15 protein-coding genes are annotated in these 19,329 nt (G+C 69.6%); 11 read left to right on the top strand and 4 right to left on the bottom strand.

What is annotated here, in order from left to right:
* The first annotated feature begins 32 nt into the window (after positions 1 to 32).
* From DLJ53_RS07505 to DLJ53_RS07540, 8 genes are all read left to right on the top strand, one after another.
* Positions 33 to 1,085 carry an aromatic/alkene monooxygenase hydroxylase subunit beta gene (locus DLJ53_RS07505; protein WP_111343633.1) on the top strand — a complete coding sequence of 351 codons (1,053 nt, stop codon included), beginning with the start codon at positions 33 to 35 and terminating at the stop codon, positions 1,083 to 1,085.
* A 17-nt stretch (positions 1,086 to 1,102) separates the two neighbouring features.
* Complete coding sequence (locus DLJ53_RS07510; protein WP_111343635.1) at positions 1,103 to 1,471, top strand: MmoB/DmpM family protein; 369 nt, start codon at positions 1,103 to 1,105, stop codon at positions 1,469 to 1,471.
* A 75-nt stretch (positions 1,472 to 1,546) separates the two neighbouring features.
* Complete coding sequence (locus tag DLJ53_RS07515; protein WP_111343637.1) at positions 1,547 to 2,569, top strand: amidohydrolase family protein; 1,023 nt, start codon at positions 1,547 to 1,549, stop codon at positions 2,567 to 2,569.
* Positions 2,570 to 2,574: 5 nt separating this feature from the next.
* Complete coding sequence (locus tag DLJ53_RS07520; RefSeq protein WP_111343639.1) at positions 2,575 to 3,363, top strand: iron-sulfur cluster assembly protein; 789 nt, start codon at positions 2,575 to 2,577, stop codon at positions 3,361 to 3,363.
* 58 nt (positions 3,364 to 3,421) lie between these two features.
* The gene (gene groEL, locus DLJ53_RS07525) at positions 3,422 to 5,056 is read left to right on the top strand and encodes a chaperonin GroEL (protein WP_111343641.1); all 1,635 of its coding nucleotides are present in this window, start codon (positions 3,422 to 3,424) and stop codon (positions 5,054 to 5,056) included.
* 142 nt (positions 5,057 to 5,198) lie between these two features.
* On the top strand, positions 5,199 to 6,242 hold the full coding sequence (locus tag DLJ53_RS07530; protein ID WP_111343643.1) for an NAD(P)-dependent alcohol dehydrogenase: 1,044 nt from the start codon (positions 5,199 to 5,201) through the stop codon (positions 6,240 to 6,242).
* Between the two features lie 240 nt (positions 6,243 to 6,482).
* Complete coding sequence (locus tag DLJ53_RS07535) at positions 6,483 to 6,959, top strand: hypothetical protein (RefSeq protein WP_111343645.1); 477 nt, start codon at positions 6,483 to 6,485, stop codon at positions 6,957 to 6,959.
* A gap of 84 nt (positions 6,960 to 7,043) precedes the next feature.
* Positions 7,044 to 9,074, top strand: a complete 2,031-nt coding sequence (locus DLJ53_RS07540; RefSeq protein ID WP_202913022.1) for a sigma-54-dependent Fis family transcriptional regulator — start codon at positions 7,044 to 7,046, stop codon at positions 9,072 to 9,074.
* A 90-nt stretch (positions 9,075 to 9,164) separates the two neighbouring features.
* Here the strand turns inward: DLJ53_RS07540 and DLJ53_RS07545 are convergent, their stop codons facing one another.
* From DLJ53_RS07545 to DLJ53_RS07560, 4 genes are all read right to left on the bottom strand, one after another.
* On the bottom strand, positions 9,165 to 10,733 hold the full coding sequence (locus DLJ53_RS07545) for a GMC family oxidoreductase (RefSeq protein WP_111343649.1): 1,569 nt from the start codon (positions 10,731 to 10,733) through the stop codon (positions 9,165 to 9,167).
* A 12-nt stretch (positions 10,734 to 10,745) separates the two neighbouring features.
* Positions 10,746 to 11,297, bottom strand: coding sequence for a gluconate 2-dehydrogenase subunit 3 family protein (locus DLJ53_RS07550; RefSeq protein WP_146619912.1), 552 nt, complete (start codon positions 11,295 to 11,297; stop codon positions 10,746 to 10,748).
* Positions 11,298 to 11,435: 138 nt separating this feature from the next.
* Entirely contained in the window at positions 11,436 to 11,831 is a 396-nt protein-coding gene (locus DLJ53_RS07555; RefSeq protein WP_111343653.1) for a VOC family protein, read from the bottom strand.
* A gap of 236 nt (positions 11,832 to 12,067) precedes the next feature.
* Entirely contained in the window at positions 12,068 to 12,367 is a 300-nt protein-coding gene (locus tag DLJ53_RS07560; protein WP_111343655.1) for a ribbon-helix-helix domain-containing protein, read from the bottom strand.
* Positions 12,368 to 12,828: 461 nt separating this feature from the next.
* Here DLJ53_RS07560 and DLJ53_RS07565 point away from each other — a divergent pair, with 461 nt between their 5' ends.
* The 3 genes from DLJ53_RS07565 to DLJ53_RS07575 all read left to right on the top strand — a co-directional run bounded on the left by DLJ53_RS07565 (position 12,829) and on the right by DLJ53_RS07575 (position 19,220).
* Positions 12,829 to 14,091 (top strand): efflux RND transporter periplasmic adaptor subunit, encoded by a 1,263-nt coding sequence (locus tag DLJ53_RS07565; RefSeq protein WP_162408982.1) that lies wholly within the window; start codon positions 12,829 to 12,831, stop codon positions 14,089 to 14,091.
* Complete coding sequence (locus DLJ53_RS07570; protein WP_111343659.1) at positions 14,088 to 17,213, top strand: efflux RND transporter permease subunit; 3,126 nt, start codon at positions 14,088 to 14,090, stop codon at positions 17,211 to 17,213. The genes DLJ53_RS07565 and DLJ53_RS07570 overlap by 4 nt, the downstream gene beginning before the upstream one ends.
* Positions 17,214 to 17,426: 213 nt before the next feature.
* On the top strand, positions 17,427 to 19,220 hold the full coding sequence (locus DLJ53_RS07575) for an SLC13 family permease (RefSeq protein WP_111343661.1): 1,794 nt from the start codon (positions 17,427 to 17,429) through the stop codon (positions 19,218 to 19,220).
* The last annotated feature ends 109 nt before the right edge of the window (positions 19,221 to 19,329 follow it).

The raw sequence follows: 19,329 nt of genomic DNA on the forward strand, positions 1-19,329 counted from the left end.
CACGACAACGCCACTAGGGGGGAGTTCAGACCATGCCAGCCACTTCCAGTTCCGTCGGATCGGGCGCCGCTGGAGCCGCCATCTTCGCCGACAGCGACAGCCGCAAGTTCCGTTACTTCGATCCGCGGGGCAAGCGCGCGACGCACTACGAGGACGTCACCGTCGACGTGCAGCCCGACCCGGAGCGCTACCTGCTCCAGGACTGGATCATCTCCTTCCCGGACGGCAAGGGCGCCTACGTCAAGGACGCGACGGCGGCGAGGAGTTCCAACTGGCACGCCTTCCGCGCGCCGGACCAGGAGTGGGAGCGCACCCACTACCAGCGCCAGTCCAAAATCGAGGCGATGATCCAGGGCGTCATCGGCAACGCCCGCAAGTACGGCGCGCCGAAGAACTTCGACAAGGCGTGGATCAAGGTGCTGCAGACGCACCTCGGCGCCTGGAAGCATGCCGAGTTCGGCCTCGGGACCTCGCTGATGCAGGCCCAGCGCTACGGCTACACCCAGATGATCAACAACGCGACGCTCACCAACTCGAGCTACAAGCTGCGCCTCGCCCAGGACATCACCCTCTACCTCGCCGAGATCGGTCTCGACATCGACGGGTGGGACGACGAGGCGGGCAAGCGCGCCTGGCTCGAGGACGGCATCTGGCAGGGCACGCGCGAGGCGGTCGAGAGCATCATGGGCTCCACCGACTACCTGGAGCAGTACTTCGCCATCAACGTGGTGTTCGAGCCGCTGGTGGGCGAACTCTTCCGCTCCGGCTTCCTGATGCAGGTGGCCGCGGCCAACGGCGACTTCATCACCCCGGCGGTGATCTCGGCGGCCGAGGCGGACTACGAGCGCAACCTCGCCAACACGGTGGACCTCATCTACCTCCTCGCCAACGACGCCGAGTACGGCAAGGACAACACCACCCTCTTCAAGGGCTGGCTGAAGAAGCACGCCGCGCTGGCCGACCGGGCCGCCCAGGGCCTCCAGCCGATCTGGTCGCAACCCCACTCCAAGCCCGTCAGCTTCGCCGATGTGCGTGAGAAGTCGCATGAGCGTCTTGCGCAGATCACCGGCGAGCTCGGCCTGTAACGCAAAGGACCGCCTCCATGTCCACCGTGGCTCGCAACGCCTCTCACCAGAACATCTTCAAGTCCATGAAGGATATCGCCTTCGACCGGACGATCTCGCACCAGTGCGGGGTGACGATGAACGACTCCGTCGACGCCCGCGCCATCGCCGAGATGATGGAGCAGAAGGACGGTGTCACCTGCACATACCAGCCGGCCCTCATCCGCATCGACGGGAACGGCAAGCTGATCTTCAAGATGGACGAGATCAGCGAATACCTCGGCCGCGAGATGACCGCGGAGCAGTTCGAGGTCATCACCTCCACCCACTATGGCCGCATGGTCCGCACCGACGACAACACGGTGATCCTGTTCGGCAACATGGATGAGGTGATGGAGTACATCTGAATCCTCCCCAAAACCTTGGGGCGCCGAACAGGCGCCTCCTTTTTTCTCACATAAACGGACCGGGGGACCTGATCCATGTACGTCACACCCGAAGGCAAAGAGGTCTTCATCCTCGACGGGCACACTCATTTCTGGAACGGCAGCCCGGAGAACCAGGCGAACATTCACGGCAAGCAGTTCATCGAGTGCTTCTATGCGTACCATACCAATCTGAGCCCGCCCGAGCATCTCTGGGAAAAGTCCAAGTTCGAGCGCTACTCCGAGGAGGACATCTACCGCGACCTCTTCGTCGACGGCCCGGACGACATGGCGATCATCCAGTCGACCTATCTGCGCGACTTCTACAAGGAAGGCTTCAGCTCCATCGAGCGCAGCCACCAGATGGCCGAGCGCCACCCCGACCGGTTCATCATCAACGGGGCGTTCGACCCGCGCGACGGTGAGAAGGCGCTCGAATACATCCACTACATGAAGGAAAACTTCGATATTCAGGGCGTGAAGCTCTACACGGCCGAATGGAACGGCGCGTCGAAGGGCTGGAAGATGACCGACCCGGACGCCTACCGGTGCTTCGAGCTGTGCGACAAGCTCGGCATCCGGAACATGCACGTCCACAAGGGGCCGACGATCATCCCGCTGTCGAAGGACGCCTTCGACGTGCACGACGTCGACTACGCCGCGACCGACTTCCAGAACCTCAACTTCATCGTCGAGCACTGCGGCCTGCCGCGCCTCGACGACTTCTGCTGGATCGCGGTGCAGGAGACCAACGTCTACGGCGGCCTCGCGGTGGCGCTGCCCTTCATCCACGCCCGCCCGCGCTACTTCGCCGAGGTGATCGCCGAGCTGCTCGCATGGGTCGGGCCGGACAAGATCCTCTTCGGCTCGGACTACGCGATCTGGACACCGCGCTGGCTGGTCGAGAAGTTCTGGGCGTTCGAGCTTCCCGAGGACATCGCCGCCGAGACCGGCGTCACCCTCGACCACGAGACGAAGGAGAAGATCCTCGGCCTCAACGCGGCGAGGCTCTACGACGTCGACGTGCCGGCGATGCGCGCCCGTTTCGCGCAGACGCCCGTCACCCTGGCGGCCGAGTAGGGGCCATGGCCGGCTCGCCCGTGGCCGCCCCACCGGTGTGCGCGGACGCCGTCGCCCGCGCCCTCGCCAGCGTCATGGACCCCGAGCTCGACGAGCCCGTCACCGAGATGGGCTTCGTCGAGGACGTGGCGATCGAGGGCGCGCACGTGGCCGTCTCCTTCCGCTTGCCGACCTACTGGTGCTCGCCGAACTTCGCGTACCTGATGCTCGAGGACATCCACCGCGCGCTCGCGGCCGTCCCCGGTGTCGTGTCCGTCGACGTCGTCCTCGAGGACCACCTCTACGGCGAGGCGCTCGCGGAGGCGGTCCGGACGGGGCGGGGGTTCGAGGAGGTCGTCGGCCCCGACCTCGCCGGCGACGACCTGGCGGCGCTGCGGCGCACGTTCGAGGACAAGGCCTTCCTGCGCCGCCAGGAGGCGGTCCTTCTCGACCTCAAGCGGCAGGGGCTCAGCGACGTCGCGATCACCGCGATGACGCTCGACCACCTCGACGCCGCCCGCTTCGAGCACGAGGACGCGAGGCGCCGCGCGCCGCTCTACCGCGCGCTGCTGGCAAAACGCGGCCTCGCCCGCGCGGCGGACGATCCGGCCTTCGTCACCCTGACCGGCGAGCCGATCCGTGCGGCGGGCCTGTGGGAGCATCTCCGGCGGCTGCGCCAGGTCCGCATCAACATGGAGTTCAGCGGCGCGCTGTGCCGCGGTCTCAAGAGCGCCCGGTACAAGCATGTCGTCCGCGACGACGGCACGCCCACCCTCGTCGACTTCCTGCCCGGCGAGATGACGCAACAACCTTGAAAAGAAGCGGACGACCGGGCCGCCCGGATCGTCCCGACGACGAACAGGGAGGCCGCCCATGGCCAAGCAACTGCTGCACTCCAACGACGCCCGCAGAGCCCTCGCCCGGGGCGTCGCGCGTCTCGCCTCCGCCGTCGAGCCGACGCTCGGCCCCAAGGGCATGAACGCGATGATCGACCGGCCGATCGGCACGCCCCTCATCACCCGCGACGGCGTTTCCATCGCCAGCGAGATCGAGCTCGCCGACCGCTTCGAGAACATGGGCGCCCAGGTCGTTCGCGAGGTCTCGATGCAGACCAACGACGTCGCCGGTGACGGCACCACCACCGCCATCGTGCTCGCCAACGGGCTCATCCAGGGCGGAGTCGAGAAGCTCGACCGCGGCGCCAAGGCGGTCGACCTGTGCCGCGGCATCGAGATGGGCGTGGCGGCCGCGCTGACTGCGCTCGGGGGAATGGCGCGTCCCGCGAAGGACGCCGCGACCATCGCCGCCGTCGCCGAGATCGCCGCCAGCGACGCAAAGCTCGGCGCGATCGTCGCCGACGCGTTCCAGCGGGTGGGCGAGAGCGGCGTCATAACCACCGACTTCGGCGTGACCACCGAGACCACCGTCGACGTCCTCGAAGGCATGTCCTTCGACCGCGGCTACCTCTCCCATCACATGGTCACCGATCAGGACAGGATGGAGGCGGTTCTGGAGCGCCCGCTGATCCTGATGACCGACCTCAAGATCAAGGATCCGGCCTCGCTCGACGCCGCCCGCGCCCTCGCCGACAAGGAGGGCCGGCCGCTCCTCATCATCGCCGAGGAGATGGCGCCGGAGGTGGTGGTCACGCTCCTCGGCGGGGGCAAGGCGGGACGCTACCTCGTGGTCCATCCGCCCGAGTACGGCCACTGGCGCAAGGCGATGCTGGAGGACCTCGCGATCCTCACCGGCGGCCGCGTCGTCGCCCGCGAGCTGGGCGGCCGGCTGGAGGCGATCACCCGGGAGGATCTCGGCGGTGCCGCGCTCGCCCGCGCCAACGCGACCGACACCGCCATCGTCCGGGGGGAGGGGGACCCGGCCCGCGTCGAGGCCCGCCGCGCCCAGGTGGAGCGCCAGCTCGGGCTCGCCCCGCCGAACATCGAGCAGGACAAGCTGCGCGACCGTCTCGCCAAGCTCTCCGGCGGGACCGCGGTGATCTATGCCGGCGGGACAACGCCCGTGGAGCAGAAGCGCACGATCCAGCTCATCGAGGACGCGTTGTCGGCGGTCCGCGCGGCCGCGGCGGACGGCGTGGTCGCGGGCGGCGGCACCGCTCTCCTGTCCGTCTCCCACGCGGTCGAGGCGCTGAAGGACGAGGCGCAGGGGGACGTTGCCGAGGGGATCGGCCTCGTCGCGTCGGTCCTGTCGCGACCGCTGGCGCGCATCGCCATCAACGCCGGGCAGGACCCCAACGCCGCGCTCGCGGAGGTCAGCCGCATCAACAGCGGGTACGGCTTCAACGCCCGCGCCGGGCGCTACGAGAACCTCTACGAGGCGGGCGTCATCGACCCGGTCCGCGTCACCAGCGCCGCGCTCGCCAACGCCGCCTCCGTCGCCACGCTCATCCTCACCACCGAGACGCTCGTCGGCGATCTCGCGGAAGGGGAGGCGGACCCGACCGCCGGCGCGGCCCGCGGCGGCGGCGCCGAGCGGCTCGGCCGTCCCTGAGGCCCGTCGGCCGGCCGGCTGCGGTTCGCCGCAACGCCCTCGATCGCCCGACCGGGGTGGCTCCGGCCGCCCGCAGCGCTCTCAACCGCCCCGACCGGGCGGCTCCGGCCGCCCGCAACGCTCTCAACCGAAGGAGTGAGCCATGAAAGCCGCGCGCCTTTACGACTACGACCCCGACATGAACGTCAGTCTCAGGATCGAGAACGTTCAGACGCCCACCATCAAGGCACCTGACGAGGTGATCGTGAAGGTGGGAGCGGCGGGCCTCTGCCGCACCGACCTGCATATCATCGAAGGCGTCTGGCGCGAGATCATGGACCCGGACGGCGCACTCCTGCCCTACACCATGGGGCACGAGAATGCCGGCTGGATCGAGGACGTCGGCTCCGCCGTGAAGTCGGTGAAGCCGGGCGACGCGGTCATCTGCCACCCCTTGCGCACCTGCGGCATCTGTCTCCCCTGCCGCTACGGGGAGGACATGTACTGCGAGCACGGCCTCTTCCCCGGGCTCGGCCTCGACGGCGGCTTCGCGGAGTATTTCGTCACCAACGAGCGTTCCGTCATCAAGCTCGGCGACGGCATCCGCCCGCTCGACGTGGCGCCGATGGCCGATGCCGGCATCACCGCCTACCGCGCCGCCAAGCGGGCCTCCAAGCTGCTGCATCCGGGGACGACCGCGGTGATCCTCGGCGTCGGCGGGCTCGGTCACATTGCGCTGCAGTCGCTGAAGGCGCTGTCGGGGTGCCGCGTCATCGCCATCGACCGCGAGCCCGCCGCGCGCGCGCTCGCCAAGGATCTCGGCGCGGACATCGTGCTCGACGGCGGGCCGACGGTCATCGAGGAGGTGCACGACCACACCGGCGGCGGTGCCCAGGTGGTGATCGACTTCGTCGGCGAGCTGGGGGTCGAGAACATCACCTGGCGGATGGCCCGCAAGGGCGGACAGACGTTCGTCGTCGGCTACGGCGGGACCGTCCAGGTGCCGACCCTCGACCTCGTCGTCAACGAGATCAACATCGGCGGCAGCCTCGTCGGCAACTACACCGAGCTCGTCGAGCTGATGGAGCTCAATGCGGACGGCAAGGTGAAGATGCACTACGAGCAGTACGGCCTCGACGAGATCAACACGGCGCTGTCCGACTTCAAGAACCGCAAGTTCGTCGGCCGCGGGGTGATCGTTCCGTGACCCTGGGCGTTCCCCGCGAGGCCGGGGAACCTCAGATTGAAGAACGGCACCATCGTCTCGTGTGGTAGAAAGATACTACCACGGATCTCAGCGGTGCTCTAATCTACACAACTGGTACGCGCCGGTTGGGGCCGGCCTCGCCGCGCGTGTGCGCACCTGCGGCCGGGCGACCCCATGATCGAGGCCAGCGGCCCCCTCATGGCAGGACGCCATCTCGCGTCGGCGGGTTGAGGAGAGACCATGGTCACGATCATTTCCAAGTCCGACGGACCCCGACGCGACGACGTCGCCGCAAAGCGGTTCATCGAACAGAACCGGTCCACCATCACCCGCCTTGCCGATCATCTGACGCAAGGCGCCTATTCGGCGAACCGCGCCGCTGAGCAGGCGCGGGTGCTCGTCGAGCCCCCCAGCGCCGGCGGCGGCCGGGCGCCCGTCTCCATCGACAATCCGGTTCCCTACGTGAAGCTCAGCCCGAACGGGCGGGTGCTTCTCGTCGATCTGAACACAGCGCGCCAGCTCGAATTCCTCGGCGAGGTCCGTCGCCGGGACGGGCGCAGCGCGTTCGTGCTGGCGAGCGCGGCCAACGGCTTCATTTCCGCGCTCGACGAGGACACCGCCGCGCGTCTCGCCGACCTCGACGGCATGTTGGCCGAAGGTCGTGAGGGCAGCGAGGCGCTGAAGCACGAAATCGCCAGAAAATTGGGGCTTGCCTAGCGCCGAATATGAAGGTCCGATGACCCAGTCAAAATGCGCGAAGTCATCTCGGCACCAACAAGACCGAGAGCTCGGGAGGACGTGTTGAGACACGATGCGCCCCGCAAGTCGGGTGTCGGCGCACCGTCCATGCCCTCGACACCGCTCGCGGTGGATGTCGGCAAGACGATGCGCGCGTGGGAGGATTTCCTGAGCGGCAGCCCCGCGCGCGGGGGCCAGCACGACGTGCGCGCCATCATCGCCGATTCCTGGCGGCGCAGTGCCTCCAACGGGGTCAACTCGCTCGGGACCGACGCGCCGCGCTTCGAGGCCGAGGACGACATCGAGCTGCGCCGCGATTCCAGCGCGCACCTGCGCGAGGCCGCGCAGATCCCCTTCGCCCAGCTCGGCCGCCTGCTGGCCGATACCGAGGCGATGCTCGTCCTGACCGACCGCGACGGCGTCATCCTCGATACCATCGGCGACCCGCGGACCCTCGACGAAGGGCGCGAGATTCACCTTGAGGTCGGCGGCATCTGGAACGAGCGGTCGGCCGGGACCAACGGCATCGGCACCGCGCTCTGGGCGGGCGAGCCGGTGTTCGTGCACGCCGCCGAGCATTTCTGCGCCGGGATCAAGAACTGGACCTGCGCCGGCGCGCCGATCCGCGACCCCATCGACCGGTCGGTGATCGGCGTCGTCGACCTATCCGGCCCCACCGGCATCTTCCGCCCCCACAACACGGCCCTCGTCATGGCGGCCGCGCGCGAGATCGAGAGCGCGCTCGCCGGCCGCTTCACCATCGAGCGCGCGCGGCTTCTGGACCTCTGCCTGCGGTCCGGACACGGTGCCCATCCGGACGCAGGGCTCGTCATCCTCGACCACGAGGGGCGCATCGTCTTCGCCCGCGGCGCACCGCAGTACCTGCCCGTCAACGGCGCGCGGCGGGACATCTCCCTCGGCCGCTACCTGATCGAGAGCGGGGAGCGGATGTCGATGTCCGACCTCTCCGCCGCGCTCGCCGACGAGCCGCGCCTCAAGAGCCTGGAGCAGGTGCAGCTCGACGGCCGCGTGCGGGGGTTCGCGCTGGAGTTCGCGCCGGGCCCGGCCGAGCGATCCCCCGTCCGCCGCGGCGCGCCCGCCGCGCCGGCCGATCCGATCGCCGGGCGCGAGCCGACCATCGTCGGCGCCAACGCCGTGCTGCTGGAGGCGCTCGCGCTGACGCGCCGGGTCGCCGCCTCGCGCGTGCCGATCCTCTTCGAGGGCGAGACCGGCGTCGGCAAGGAGCTCTTCGCGCGCCTCGCCTATTCCACGGCGAGCGCGGGGCCGACCGATCCCTACGTCGCGATGAACTGCGGCGCCGCGTCCAGCGGCACCTTCGGCGAGGAGCTCTTCGGCCGCGCCGAGGGGGAAGGGGGGCGGCCCGGCTGGCCGGGGCGGGTGGAACTCGCCGATGGCGGCGTCCTCTGCCTCGACGAGATCGGCGAGATGCCGCTCGAGCTGCAGCCCTCGCTCCTGCGCCTGCTGGAGGACAAGCTGACCGCCCGCGTCGGCGATCCCCGGCCGCGGCAGGTCGACATCATGGTGATCGCGCTCACGAACCGTTCGTTGCAGCAGGAGGTGGAGCTCGGCCGCTTCCGCCGCGACCTCTATTTCCGTATCAGCGCCGTCACCATCAAGATCCCGCCGCTGCGCGAGAGGCGCGACGACATCCCGCTCCTCCTCGAGCACTTCAACGCCCTCGTCGCCGCGCGCCACAAGACCGAGCCGCTCACCTTCACGGACGAGGCGCTCCACGTGATCCGCGCCTACGACTGGCCCGGCAACGTGCGCGAGCTGCGCAACATGGTGGAGCTGACGCACCTCGTCACCGATCGCCGCCGGATCGATCCGGTCGACCTGCCGGGCTGCATCACCAACTGGTCGTCACGCCCGTGCGAGACGTGCATCGTGCCCGGTGCGCAGACGGCGGCCGAGCAGCTCAAGCTCGCCGAGCGGCAGGTCATCCTCGACGCCCTGTCGTCCGAGGACGGGAACGTCAGCCGCGCGGCCACCGCGCTCGGCATGTCCCGCGCCACGCTCTACCGCAAGATGCGCACCCTCGGCATCCGCCGCTGGACCACCATGGGGTCCTGACCCGGCCAGCCTCCGGACAAGAAAAAGCCGCCGACCCGATGGGTGGCGGCAAGGTCGGACCGGCCGCCGGAGCGGCCGGCCGCTAGGGAGTCAGAGTTCGCCCTTGCCCATCCGGTCGGCGATGTGGCCTGCCTGGCGGATGGCGAGCGCCACGATGGTCAGCGTCGGGTTCTCCGCCGCGCCCGTGGTGAACTGGGAGCCGTCCGAGACGAAGAGGTTCTCGATGTCGTGGGTCTGGCCGAAGCGGTTGACCACGCCGTCGCTCGCCTTCTCGCTCATCCGGTTGGTGCCGAGGTTGTGCGTCGACGGGTAGGGCGGCACCCGGTACGTCGCCTTCGCCCCCACCGCCTCGTAGATGGCGACGCCCTGCTTGTAGGCGTGCTCGCGCATCGCGGTGTCGTTGGGGTGGTCGGTGAAGGTCACGACGGGGACGGCCATCCCGTACTCGTCCTTCTCGGTCGCGTGGAGCGTGATGCGGTTCTGCTCCTGCGGCATGTCCTCGCCCACGATCCACATGCCGGCCATGGTCTCGTAGGTTTCCATCTTGCGTGCGAAGTCGCGGCCCCACGCGCCGGGGTCGAGGAAGGCGGCCATGAAGGGCAGGCCGAGGGAGAGGGTCTCCAGCTCGTAACCGCCGGCGAAGCCGCGCGAGTCGTCGTGGTGCGCCTCGTCCTGGACGATGCCGGCCATGGTCGTGCCGCGCCACATCCGCACCGGCTCCGGCATCGCCGCGTACACCGAGCCCGTGGTGTGGCGCATGTAGTTGCGACCCACCTGGCCGGAGGAGTTGGCGAGCCCGTCCGGGAACATCGACGAGGCCGAGTTGAGGAGGAGACGCGGGCTCTCGATGGAATTGCCGGCGATCGCCACCACGCGCGCCTTCTGCTCGTGCTGGTTGCCGTCCTTGTCGGCGTAGAGGACGCCGGTCACCTTGCCGGAGGAATCGTGCAGCACCTGCAGCGCCTGCGACTGGGTCCGCAGCTCCAGATGACCCGTCTCCAGCGCCTTCGGGATCTCCGAATAGAGGGTCGACCACTTCGCCCCCATCTTGCAGCCCTGGAAGCAGAAGCCGAGCTGGTGGCAGGAGTTGCGGTCGTCGCGGATGCGCGAGTTGATCGCCATGCGGCCGGTATGGACCGTCTTGTAGCCGATCTTCGTCGCGCCGTTGTAGAGGACCTTGAAGTTGTTGTTGCCCGGCAGGCCCGGGATTCCGTTGGTCCGCGTGACGCCCAGCTTGTCCTCGGCCCGCGCGTAGAACGGCTCCATCTCGGCGAGGTCGATCGGCCAGTCGAGGAGGTTCGCCCCGTCGATCGCGCCGTAGCGTTCGCGGGTCTTGAACTCGTGCTCCTGGAACCGCAGCGACGCGCCGGCCCAGTGGGTCGTGGAGCCGCCGACGGTCTTGCAGATCCAGGCCGGCAGGTTGGGAAAGTCCGTCGCGACGCGCCAGCCGCCTTCGGCGAAGCGCTTGTCGAGCCAGGCGAGCTGGCCGAACGATTCCCACTCGTCGTTGACGTAGGTCTCGATCGACTGCTGCGCGCCGGCCTCCAGGAGCACGACGTCGACGCCGCGGAGCGTCAGCTCATGGGCGAGCGTGCCGCCGCCTGCGCCGGAACCGATGATGACGACGACGCTGTCGTCGGAGAGGTCATATGTGGCCATGGTCGTCCTCCCTCAGCCTTCCACCGGCGGACTCGCCTCGGCGGGCGGGTCCGGAAGCCATGAGAGGTCGTTGAAGCCGTGCTCGAGATAGCCGCCCTTCGGGTAGGACGGTCCCTCGTAGCCGAACTTCTCCCAGACCTCGGGCTGGTTGTAGAGCGCGACCACCGCCTTGCCGCGCACGGCCTGGAAGAAGGGCGTCGTCGCCATTCCCTCCAGCGCGGTGTACTTGGCGTCCTCGGTCGCGTCGGCGAAGGAGCCGCCCGCCGCCTGGTCGAGCGCGGCGACGCCGTCGCGCAGCAGTTCGAGCTGGGACTTGTCCGCGAATCCGGCCGCGTCCGTGTCGAGTGCCTTCACGACGGCCGCGTAGTGGACGTCACCGAGGAAGTCGTGCGGGTAGATGGCGCGCGTCATGACGAGCAGCGTCTCGGCCATCTCGGGATCGAGCGCGTCGTAGGAGATGGCCCACGCCTTGTCCGGCGCCACCAGCCAGGTGACGCCGGAGACGGCGACAGCGTAGGCGCCGACCGCCGTCAGGCTCGCCGTGATGAACCGGCGCCGATCCACCTGCAATCCAGGTGTTCGTGGCGCGTTGGGGGGAGATTCCCCCCTGGGCTCCGCGGGCGCGGAGCGCTCGATCAACCTCATCGACATTTCCTCCTGGGTGCGCCCGCATTGATTTTGTTGTGGCGGGCGGTCGGCGAGTTACTGGTAGCGGCCGGCGCGCTGGAGCACCTCGATCTGGTAACCGTCCGGGTCGGCGACGAAGAAGAAGCGGGCGATGACCTCGCCCCCCGGCGCGAAATCCACCATCTTGCGGGGCTCGAATCCCGCAGCGGTGAAGCGGGCGTGTTCCGCCGCCAGGTCGTCGACCGCGAAGGCCAGGTGGCCGTAGCCGTTGCCGAGGTCGTACGGCTCGCTCTGGCCCTTGTTGACGGTCAGCTCCAGCTCGAAGTCGTTTTCGGGATTCCTCAGGTAGATCAGCGTGAAGTTCTCGAAGTCGAGACGATCGGCGATCGTCAGTCCGAACGCCTTCTCGTAGAAGTCGAGAGACCTCTTCTCATCCAACACGCGGATCATCGAGTGAATCGCTTTGGCCAACGCAGCCCTCCATAGAACGCACCGCCACGTCGGGATCCGTCCGGCGCCGGAGCCTGGCGGGGACCGCAACGCGGCATGGAGATCAAGGGTATGGCCGTGCCGAACGAACGGGTAGTACTCTGATAACGCACCCGTTCGACTTTGATGTTAGGTCGCCGGGGCAGGCGCGCGCAGCCGCGCCTCACGCCGGCGCGCGGGGCGGCCGGCGGGGGTCTGTCAGGGGCGCGGTGCCGGGGTCAGGTCCGCTCGGTCTCCAGGACGCGCAGCGGAGTCGTCGACGTTCGGCTGAGGTGCACCAGGCACACGCACCGCAGCAGGGAGGAGAAGTTGCGGGCCTCGCCGTGGAGGTCGAGCACCTCGTCGTGCAGCTCGGTCAGGAAGCGGCTCAGCGAGAGGCCCTCCTTGTCCGCGAGACGCTCCAGAATGTCCCAGTAGACCGCTTCGAGGCGGATCGACGTGGAATGCCCATTCAGCCGAACGGACCGGGTTTGGCTCTCGTAGCTCTCCCGCGGTATTCCAGCGAAGACATTGCACATCGGCGTTCCTCCCCCTGATCCGGAAGGGTACTCAATGTGCGCCTGCCCGTCCATTCATCATCGAACTGGTATAAATCCAAGCAATCTCTCCGCAGGTTAGGCGCAAACACCCTGCGAAGACCGGGCGACAGGCCCCGAAAACCTTCCGGCGGCGCGAAGCCGCGCTCCGGCCGCGGGCACGCCGGCCGCGCGTCGGCGGGCCGGTCGGGGAGGGCTGGCGGCCAGCCGCTCGCGTCGTCAGCGGGGCCGTGCAGCAGGCGGGGAGGGGGACGATCACCCGATCCGGGCCGGCGGAGACCGATTAAGGGTTCACGCAGAAATCGTTCGGCCCCGAACGTCAATTGTTGCGGCAATCGTGCCCCTAGTGCCAGATGGTTCGACGCCGTCATCTTTGGTGGGCAGAAACGTTGACCAAAGATCCCGAACCCCTACTGATTTTCCATGGGCCCTTCTACAAGCGGATGTTAGATCAGCCTCGCACCGCCCGGGTCCGCCCTGTCGAGACCCCGCCCGGCACCGGGCCGAAGCCTGAGCCGCCCGCGGGGCCGCGCTCCCGGGCGGATGCGGCGCTGCGCGAGCTCGGCGACACCTCCCGCCGCACGGCCCGCTGGTTCTTCAACCTCGCCGCCAACGCCCTCAACATCGCCATCGCCGTCGGCATGGTCGCGATCGTCTACGTCGGGGTGCGCCAGCTGACGGCGACGCCCGTCGTCACGCCCCCGGTGCCCATCCCCGTGGTGGTCGCCGCCGTCACCGAAGTGCCCACCTTCACCGTCAGCGAACGCTTCGCCGGACGGATCGAGCCGCGGCGCCAGACCGCCATCGCGCCGGAGCGCGGTGGGCGCATCGCCGAGATCTTCGTGGACGAGGGCGACGAGGTTGCCGCCGATGCGCCGATCCTCCAGCTCGACACGCGCGCGCTTGAGGCCGAGCGCGACCGGATCAAGGCGCAGGTCGCCGGGATCGACGCGCAGACGGACCTCGCCCAGATCGTCTTCGACCGCACCGCACAGCTCAAGGACCGCCGGGTCGCCACCGTGCAGGCCTTCGACGAGGCGCGGATCCGCCTGCAGGAGCTCGCCGCCTCGAAGCGGGAGGTCGAGGCCGCGCTCGCGGCGGTGGAACTCGACATCGAGAAGAGCCTCATTGCGGCCCCCTTCGCCGGTCGTGTCACCGAGCGGACACTCGACGAGGGCGCGATCCTCGCCGCCGGGACGCCCGTGCTGACCGTCATCGAGACCGCCGCGCCGCGCCTTCAGGTCGGCCTCCCCGACGCCAGGGCGCGCGGGCTCGACACCGGCGACGCCGTGACCGTGCGCTACGGCGGGACCGACATGCCGGGCAAGGTCATCGCCGTCCGGCCGGACGTTCACGCCGCGACCCAGTCGGTGGTGACGTTCGTCGAGCTCTCCCCGCCGGACGGCGTCTCGCTCCGCTTCGGCGACACCGCCGACCTCGTCCTCGACAGCGCCATCAGGGGGCCGGGCTACGTGCTCCCGGTGAAGGCGCTCGCCGAGGGGCAGCGCGGCCTCTGGTCGGTCTATACCGTCGGCGCCGATGACGTCGTCGGCACCGAGGCGGTGGAGATCATCGCCGTCGCCGGCGGCTCGGCCTATGTGAAGGGCTCGCTGAAAACCGGCCAGACCGTCGTCGTCGAGGGGCGCCACCGCGTGGCCCCCGGCGAGGTCGTCGCACCGCGCGAGGCCGGCGCGCCCGACCGATGATCGACGCGTTCTACCGCATCCCGCGCCTCACCGTCCTGGCGATCATGGTCGTGATGGCGCTGGGCATCATCGCGGTGGAGCTGGTGGGACGGCAGGAGGATCCGGCCTTCCTCAAGGTCGTCGGCTTCGTCATGACCGAGCAGCCCGGCGCCGACGCGCAGCGGGTCGAGGCCGAGGTCACCGAGCCGATCGAACGGCGCATCTCGGAGATCGAGCAGGTCGACATCGTGCGCAGCGTCTCGCGCCCCGGCCTGTCGACGGTGATCGTCGAGCTGCGGTGGGACCTCGGCGAGGCGCAGATCGCCGATGCGTGGTCGAAGGTCCGCGACGCGATCAAGGAGCTGACGCCGCAGATGCCGTCCGACGCGTCCCCGCCGGTCTTCGACGACACGCGTTCGGGGGCGTACACGGGCATCAGCGCGCTGATGCCCGCCGACCCCTCCGTCCCCCTGTCGGTGACGACGCGCTACGCCGAAGCGCTGCGCGAGCGCCTTCAGAACGTGGCGGGCACCAAGCAGGTCCGCCTCTACGGCGACCCGGAGGAGGAGGTGCTCGTCGCCATCGACCCGGCCGAGCTCGCCAACTTCGGCTGGACGCCCAGCCAGGTCGCCGCCGCCATCGGCGCGGCCGACCCGCGGGCGGATGCGGGACGCAGCGTCGGCCCCGCCGGCGACCTCATCGTCGAGATCGGCGGCGCGATCGACGACCTGGAGCGCATCCGCAACATCCGTCTCGCCGCGACGCCCGACGGCGGCTCGGTGCGCGTCGGCGACATCGCCACCGTGACCCGCAGCGAGCACGAGCCGCCGTACGCGATCGCGATGGCGCGCGGCAAGCGGGCGATCCTCGTCGCCGTCATGATGGAGGACGGCCTCAAGGCGGACCGCTACATGCGCGAGATCTCCGCCGCGATGGACGCGTTCGACAAGGACCTCCCCGGTGGCCTCACGCACGTCCGCCTGTTCGACCAGAGCGAATACACGGTCGCCCGCCTCACCGACCTCGCGAGCCGCCTCGCCGCCGGCTTCGGCCTCGTCGTCGTGGTGCTCTTCTTCACCCTCGGGCTGCGGCCGGCGCTGGTGGTCGGCATCGCGCTGCCCCTCGTCAGCATGGCGACGATGGCGACCCTGCCGCTGATGGGCATCTCCATCGAGCAGATGTCGGTGGCCGGCCTGATCATCGGCCTCGGGATGCTCGTCGACGCGGCGATCGTGGTGGTGGACGACATCCGCCGCCGCTTCGTCGAGGGCCAGGACCGCGGCCATGAGGTGCGCAGCGCGGTCTCGCGCCTCGCCGCCCCGCTCGCCGCCTCGACGGCCACCACCGTCCTCGCCTTCATGCCGATGGCGCTCCTCGGCGGACCGACCGGAGACTTCCTCGGCCCGGTCGCGCGGGTCGTCGTCGTCATGCTGATCTGGTCGTTCGTCATCGCGCTGACGCTGACGGCGGCCCTCGCCGGCTGGATGCTCCATCAGGAGCCGCGCCGGAGCGCCATAGGCCTCCTCACCGGCGGTATCCAGGTGGGTCGCTTCGGCGACCTCTTCCGCCGCACGCTCGTGATCGCCCTGCGGCGGCCGCGCATCACGGTGATGTACGGCATGGTGCTGCCGGTCGCGGGCTTCCTGCTGCTGCCGACCCTGGTGGAGCAGTTCTTCCCGCCGGTGGAGCGCGACCAGTTCTTCATCGAGATCGAGGTGACGCCCGGCGCCGGGATCGCCGCCACCCAGGCCGCCGCCCGCCAGATCGACACCGTCCTCGGCGCGGACCCCCGCATCCGCAACCGGATCTGGGCGCTCGGCCGCAGCGCGCCGCCGTTCTACTACAACATGCTCGACAACCGGGAGCGGGTGCCGGAGTTCGGCGTCGCGCTCATCACCGCCACCTCGGCCGAGGCGGCGGAGACGCTGATCCCCGAACTGCAACAGCGGTTCGACCGCGAGATGCTCGACGCCCGCGTCCTGGTGCGCGAGCTCGTGCAGGGGCCGCCGGTCATCGCGCCGGTGGAGCTGCGCATCACCGGTCCCGACCTCGCGACGCTGAAGTCCCTGGGCGAGGCGGCCCTCGCGCCGCTCTCCACGCTGCCCGGGATCACCCACGTGCGCACCTCGATCAACGGCGGACCGCCCAAGATGCAGTTCGTGCTCGACGAGGCGAAGGTGCTCGCCGCCGGACTGACGCTGGACGGCGTCGCGGCGGAGCTTCAGGCCGCGCTCGCCGGGCAGACCGGCGCCACGCTCATCGAAGGCACCGAGCGGCTGCCGATCCGCGTGCGGATGGCCGCCGACGCGCGTGGCGACCTCGCCGTCCTGCAGACGCTGCGTCTCGTCAACGACAAGGGCGACGCCGTGCCGATGGCGGCCCTCGGCACCCTGAAGGTCGTCCCCACCACCACCCAGATCACCCGGCACGCGATGGAGCGGGTGAACACGCTCGAGATGTTCCCCAGGACCGGTGTGCTGCCGCAGTCCGTGGTCGACGCCGCTCGCAGGAAGCTCGACGAGGCCGGCTTCGTCCTGCCGCACGGCTACCGGTTCGTGGTCGGCGGCGATCACGACGCGCGCGAGCGCACCATCGAGGCGCTGAGCCGGCCCTTCGCGGTGCTGCTGGCGCTGGCGGGCGCGACCTTCGTGCTGACGTTCAACTCCTTCCGTCTCGCGGTCGCGGCGGCGTTCGCGTGCATCCTCTTCGCGGGGCTCTCGCTGCTTTCGGTGGCGGCGGCCGGCTATGCGCTCGGGATCGCGGTGCTGGTGGGGATCATCGGCTCCATCGGCGTCTCCATCAACGACACCATCATCGTCCTGTCGGCCCTGCAGATCGATCCGCGCGCGCGGCGCGGCGACGTCGAGGCGGCGGCCGACACGGTGATGGAATCCGGCCGGCACGTCCTGTCGACGACGATCACCACGATGGTCGGCTTCTTCCCGCTGGCGATCGGCGGCGGCGGATTCTGGCCGGCCTTCTCGGTCGCGGTCGTCGGCGGGGTCGCGCTGTCGACGATCATCACGCTCTACCTCGCGCCCGCGCTCTTCTTCCTCGTCTACGCCCGTCCGGAGGAGGAGGAGGCCGCCCCGCCGGTGCAACCCGTTCCGCCGCCGGCGTCGCTTCCGACCCCGGCCGAGTGACAAGCGTTAGCCGGGGGCGAGACGTCGGCCCATCGCGCCCTATCATCTCCGCCTGACGTGCGTTCGGGCGGACCGGAAGGCGGTTCGTCGTCCGGAATGCGCGCAGAAACAACAGGCTGGTGCCGGGCCGGGGGACGTGAGCTCGTTCGGTCGGTACCGGCGCTTCGCCGGCGTCCCCGCGACGCCGGCCACGTGGAGACAGATAGCCCGCCCATGGACCGCGTGATCGACTTCGTCCACGCCTACGACGCCTGGATTTCCCTCGCCCTTCTCGTCGGCCTCTTCGCGGCCTTCGTGACGGAGAAACTGCCGCCGGACGTGACGGCCGCCGGCGGCGCGGCGCTCTTCGTCGTGCTCGGCCTCGTGCCGTTCGACCAGGTGATGGCGGCCTTCGCCAACCCGGCGCCGATCACCATCGCCGCGATGTTCGTCATCAGCGGGGCGCTGGTGCGAACCGGGCTGCTCGACGCGCTCGCCAACTGGCTGATCGGCGGGGCGGAGAGCCGGCCGCGGCTGGCGGTCGGCCTGTTCCTGCTGGCGACGGTGATCGCCTCGGGCCTCATGAACAACACGCCGGTGGTGCTGATCCTCATCCCCATCGTCATCCGCCTCGCGCGCAGTCTCGACATCGCCGCGACGCGCCTCCTCATTCCGCTGTCATACGTCGCCGTGCTGGGCGGCACGTGGACGCTCATCGGCACCTCCACCAACCTGCTCGTGGACGGGGTGGCCCAGCAGGGCGGCCTCGCGCCGTTCGGCATCTTCGAGATCGCGCCGGTGGGGCTGATCGCGGCCGCCGTCGGAATGGCCGCGCTCGTGGTCCTCGGGCCGCTCCTGCTGCCCAACCGCCGCGAGCGCAGCGCCACCGACGAGAGCGAGGAGCCGAACTACCTCACCGAGCTGCGCCCGGCCGAGGGCTTCGAGGGGATCGGCAAGACCGTCGCCGAGGTGGCCGCCTTCGGCCGGCCCGGCGTCAGGATCCTCGGCGTCGTCAACGGCGGCAACGTGGAACGGACCGACATCGAGGAGCACGTCGTGGCCGCCGGCGACCGGCTGGTCGCGGAGGCTGCGACCTCCGAGCTTCTGACGCTGCGCGACATCGAGGGGCTGCAGGTGGGCCTGCAGTACGGCCCGTCCCGGCGCAAGGACGACGAGCTCTCGGTCGCCGAGGCGCTGGTCACCCTGTCGCGCCGCAGTCAGGGGATCCGCCTCGCGCGGCTCGCGGTCGGCCGCCGTTACGGGATGCGCGTCCTCGGCGCCCACCGGCACGGGCACCACCTCGGCCCCAGCCTCAGCGCCGCCATCCTGCGCCCGGCGGACAAGCTGCTGCTGGAAGGGACGGAGGAGGGGCTCGAGCAGCTCCGCGAGGCACGGGAACTCGCCTCCATCAGCGAGGCCGGCGGGCGCGCGTTCAAGCGCGGCAAGGCCCCGCTGGCGCTGCTGGCGCTCACCGGCGTGGTCGGGCTCGCCGCGTTCGGAGTGGCGCCGATCAGCATCCTGTCGCTGATCGCCGTCGCCGCCATCCTCGTGCTGCGCTGCATCGACAACGACGAGGCGTGGGGCTCCATCGACGCCGCCATCCTCGTCCTCATCTTCTCGATGCTGATCATCGGCGCGGGGCTGCAGCACACCGGCGCGGTATCGCTGGTGGTGGACGCGCTCGGACCGCACCTCAAGGGCCTTCCGCCGGTGGCGATGCTGGCGGCGATCTACGCCCTGACGTCGGTGCTGACCGAGACGGTCACCAACAACGCCGTCGCCGTGGTGGTGACCCCGCTCGCCATCGGCCTCGCCCACCAGATCGGGGTCGATCCGAGACCCCTCGTCGTGGCGGTCATGCTTGGCGCGTCGGCGAGCTTCGCGACGCCGATCGGCTACCAGACCAACACCCTCGTCTACGGCGCCGGCAACTACCACTTCGCCGACTTCATGAAGATCGGCATCCCCATGAACATCATCGTCGGCGTCGCAGCCGTCCTCTCGATCCCGCTCTTCTTCCCCTTCTGACCGCCCGGCTCGCCGGCCCCGCGGTCCGCGGGAACGCGGCCGGGGCATTGATCTTTGATTGTTGTTTGAGGTATAGCACGCAAAGGTTGAATTGACGGCGAGGATGCCC

Source organism: Acuticoccus sediminis (assembly GCF_003258595.1).
Taxonomy (GTDB): Bacteria; Pseudomonadota; Alphaproteobacteria; order Rhizobiales; family Amorphaceae; genus Acuticoccus; species Acuticoccus sediminis.

What these genes read in the sequence shown, in the direction of transcription:
- DLJ53_RS07505 (WP_111343633.1), top strand. Translation starts at nt 33, where the DNA reads ATGCCAGCCACTTCCAGTTCCGTCGGATCGGGCGCCGCTGGAGCCGCC.
- DLJ53_RS07510 (WP_111343635.1), top strand. Translation starts at nt 1,103, where the DNA reads ATGTCCACCGTGGCTCGCAACGCCTCTCACCAGAACATCTTCAAGTCC.
- DLJ53_RS07515 (WP_111343637.1), top strand. Translation starts at nt 1,547, where the DNA reads ATGTACGTCACACCCGAAGGCAAAGAGGTCTTCATCCTCGACGGGCAC.
- DLJ53_RS07520 (WP_111343639.1), top strand. Translation starts at nt 2,575, where the DNA reads ATGGCCGGCTCGCCCGTGGCCGCCCCACCGGTGTGCGCGGACGCCGTC.
- groEL (WP_111343641.1), top strand. Translation starts at nt 3,422, where the DNA reads ATGGCCAAGCAACTGCTGCACTCCAACGACGCCCGCAGAGCCCTCGCC.
- DLJ53_RS07530 (WP_111343643.1), top strand. Translation starts at nt 5,199, where the DNA reads ATGAAAGCCGCGCGCCTTTACGACTACGACCCCGACATGAACGTCAGT.
- DLJ53_RS07535 (WP_111343645.1), top strand. Translation starts at nt 6,483, where the DNA reads ATGGTCACGATCATTTCCAAGTCCGACGGACCCCGACGCGACGACGTC.
- DLJ53_RS07545 (WP_111343649.1), bottom strand. Translation starts at nt 10,733, where the DNA reads ATGGCCACATATGACCTCTCCGACGACAGCGTCGTCGTCATCATCGGT.
- DLJ53_RS07560 (WP_111343655.1), bottom strand. Translation starts at nt 12,367, where the DNA reads ATGTGCAATGTCTTCGCTGGAATACCGCGGGAGAGCTACGAGAGCCAA.
- DLJ53_RS07565 (WP_162408982.1), top strand. Translation starts at nt 12,829, where the DNA reads ATGTTAGATCAGCCTCGCACCGCCCGGGTCCGCCCTGTCGAGACCCCG.
- DLJ53_RS07570 (WP_111343659.1), top strand. Translation starts at nt 14,088, where the DNA reads ATGATCGACGCGTTCTACCGCATCCCGCGCCTCACCGTCCTGGCGATC.
- DLJ53_RS07575 (WP_111343661.1), top strand. Translation starts at nt 17,427, where the DNA reads ATGGACCGCGTGATCGACTTCGTCCACGCCTACGACGCCTGGATTTCC.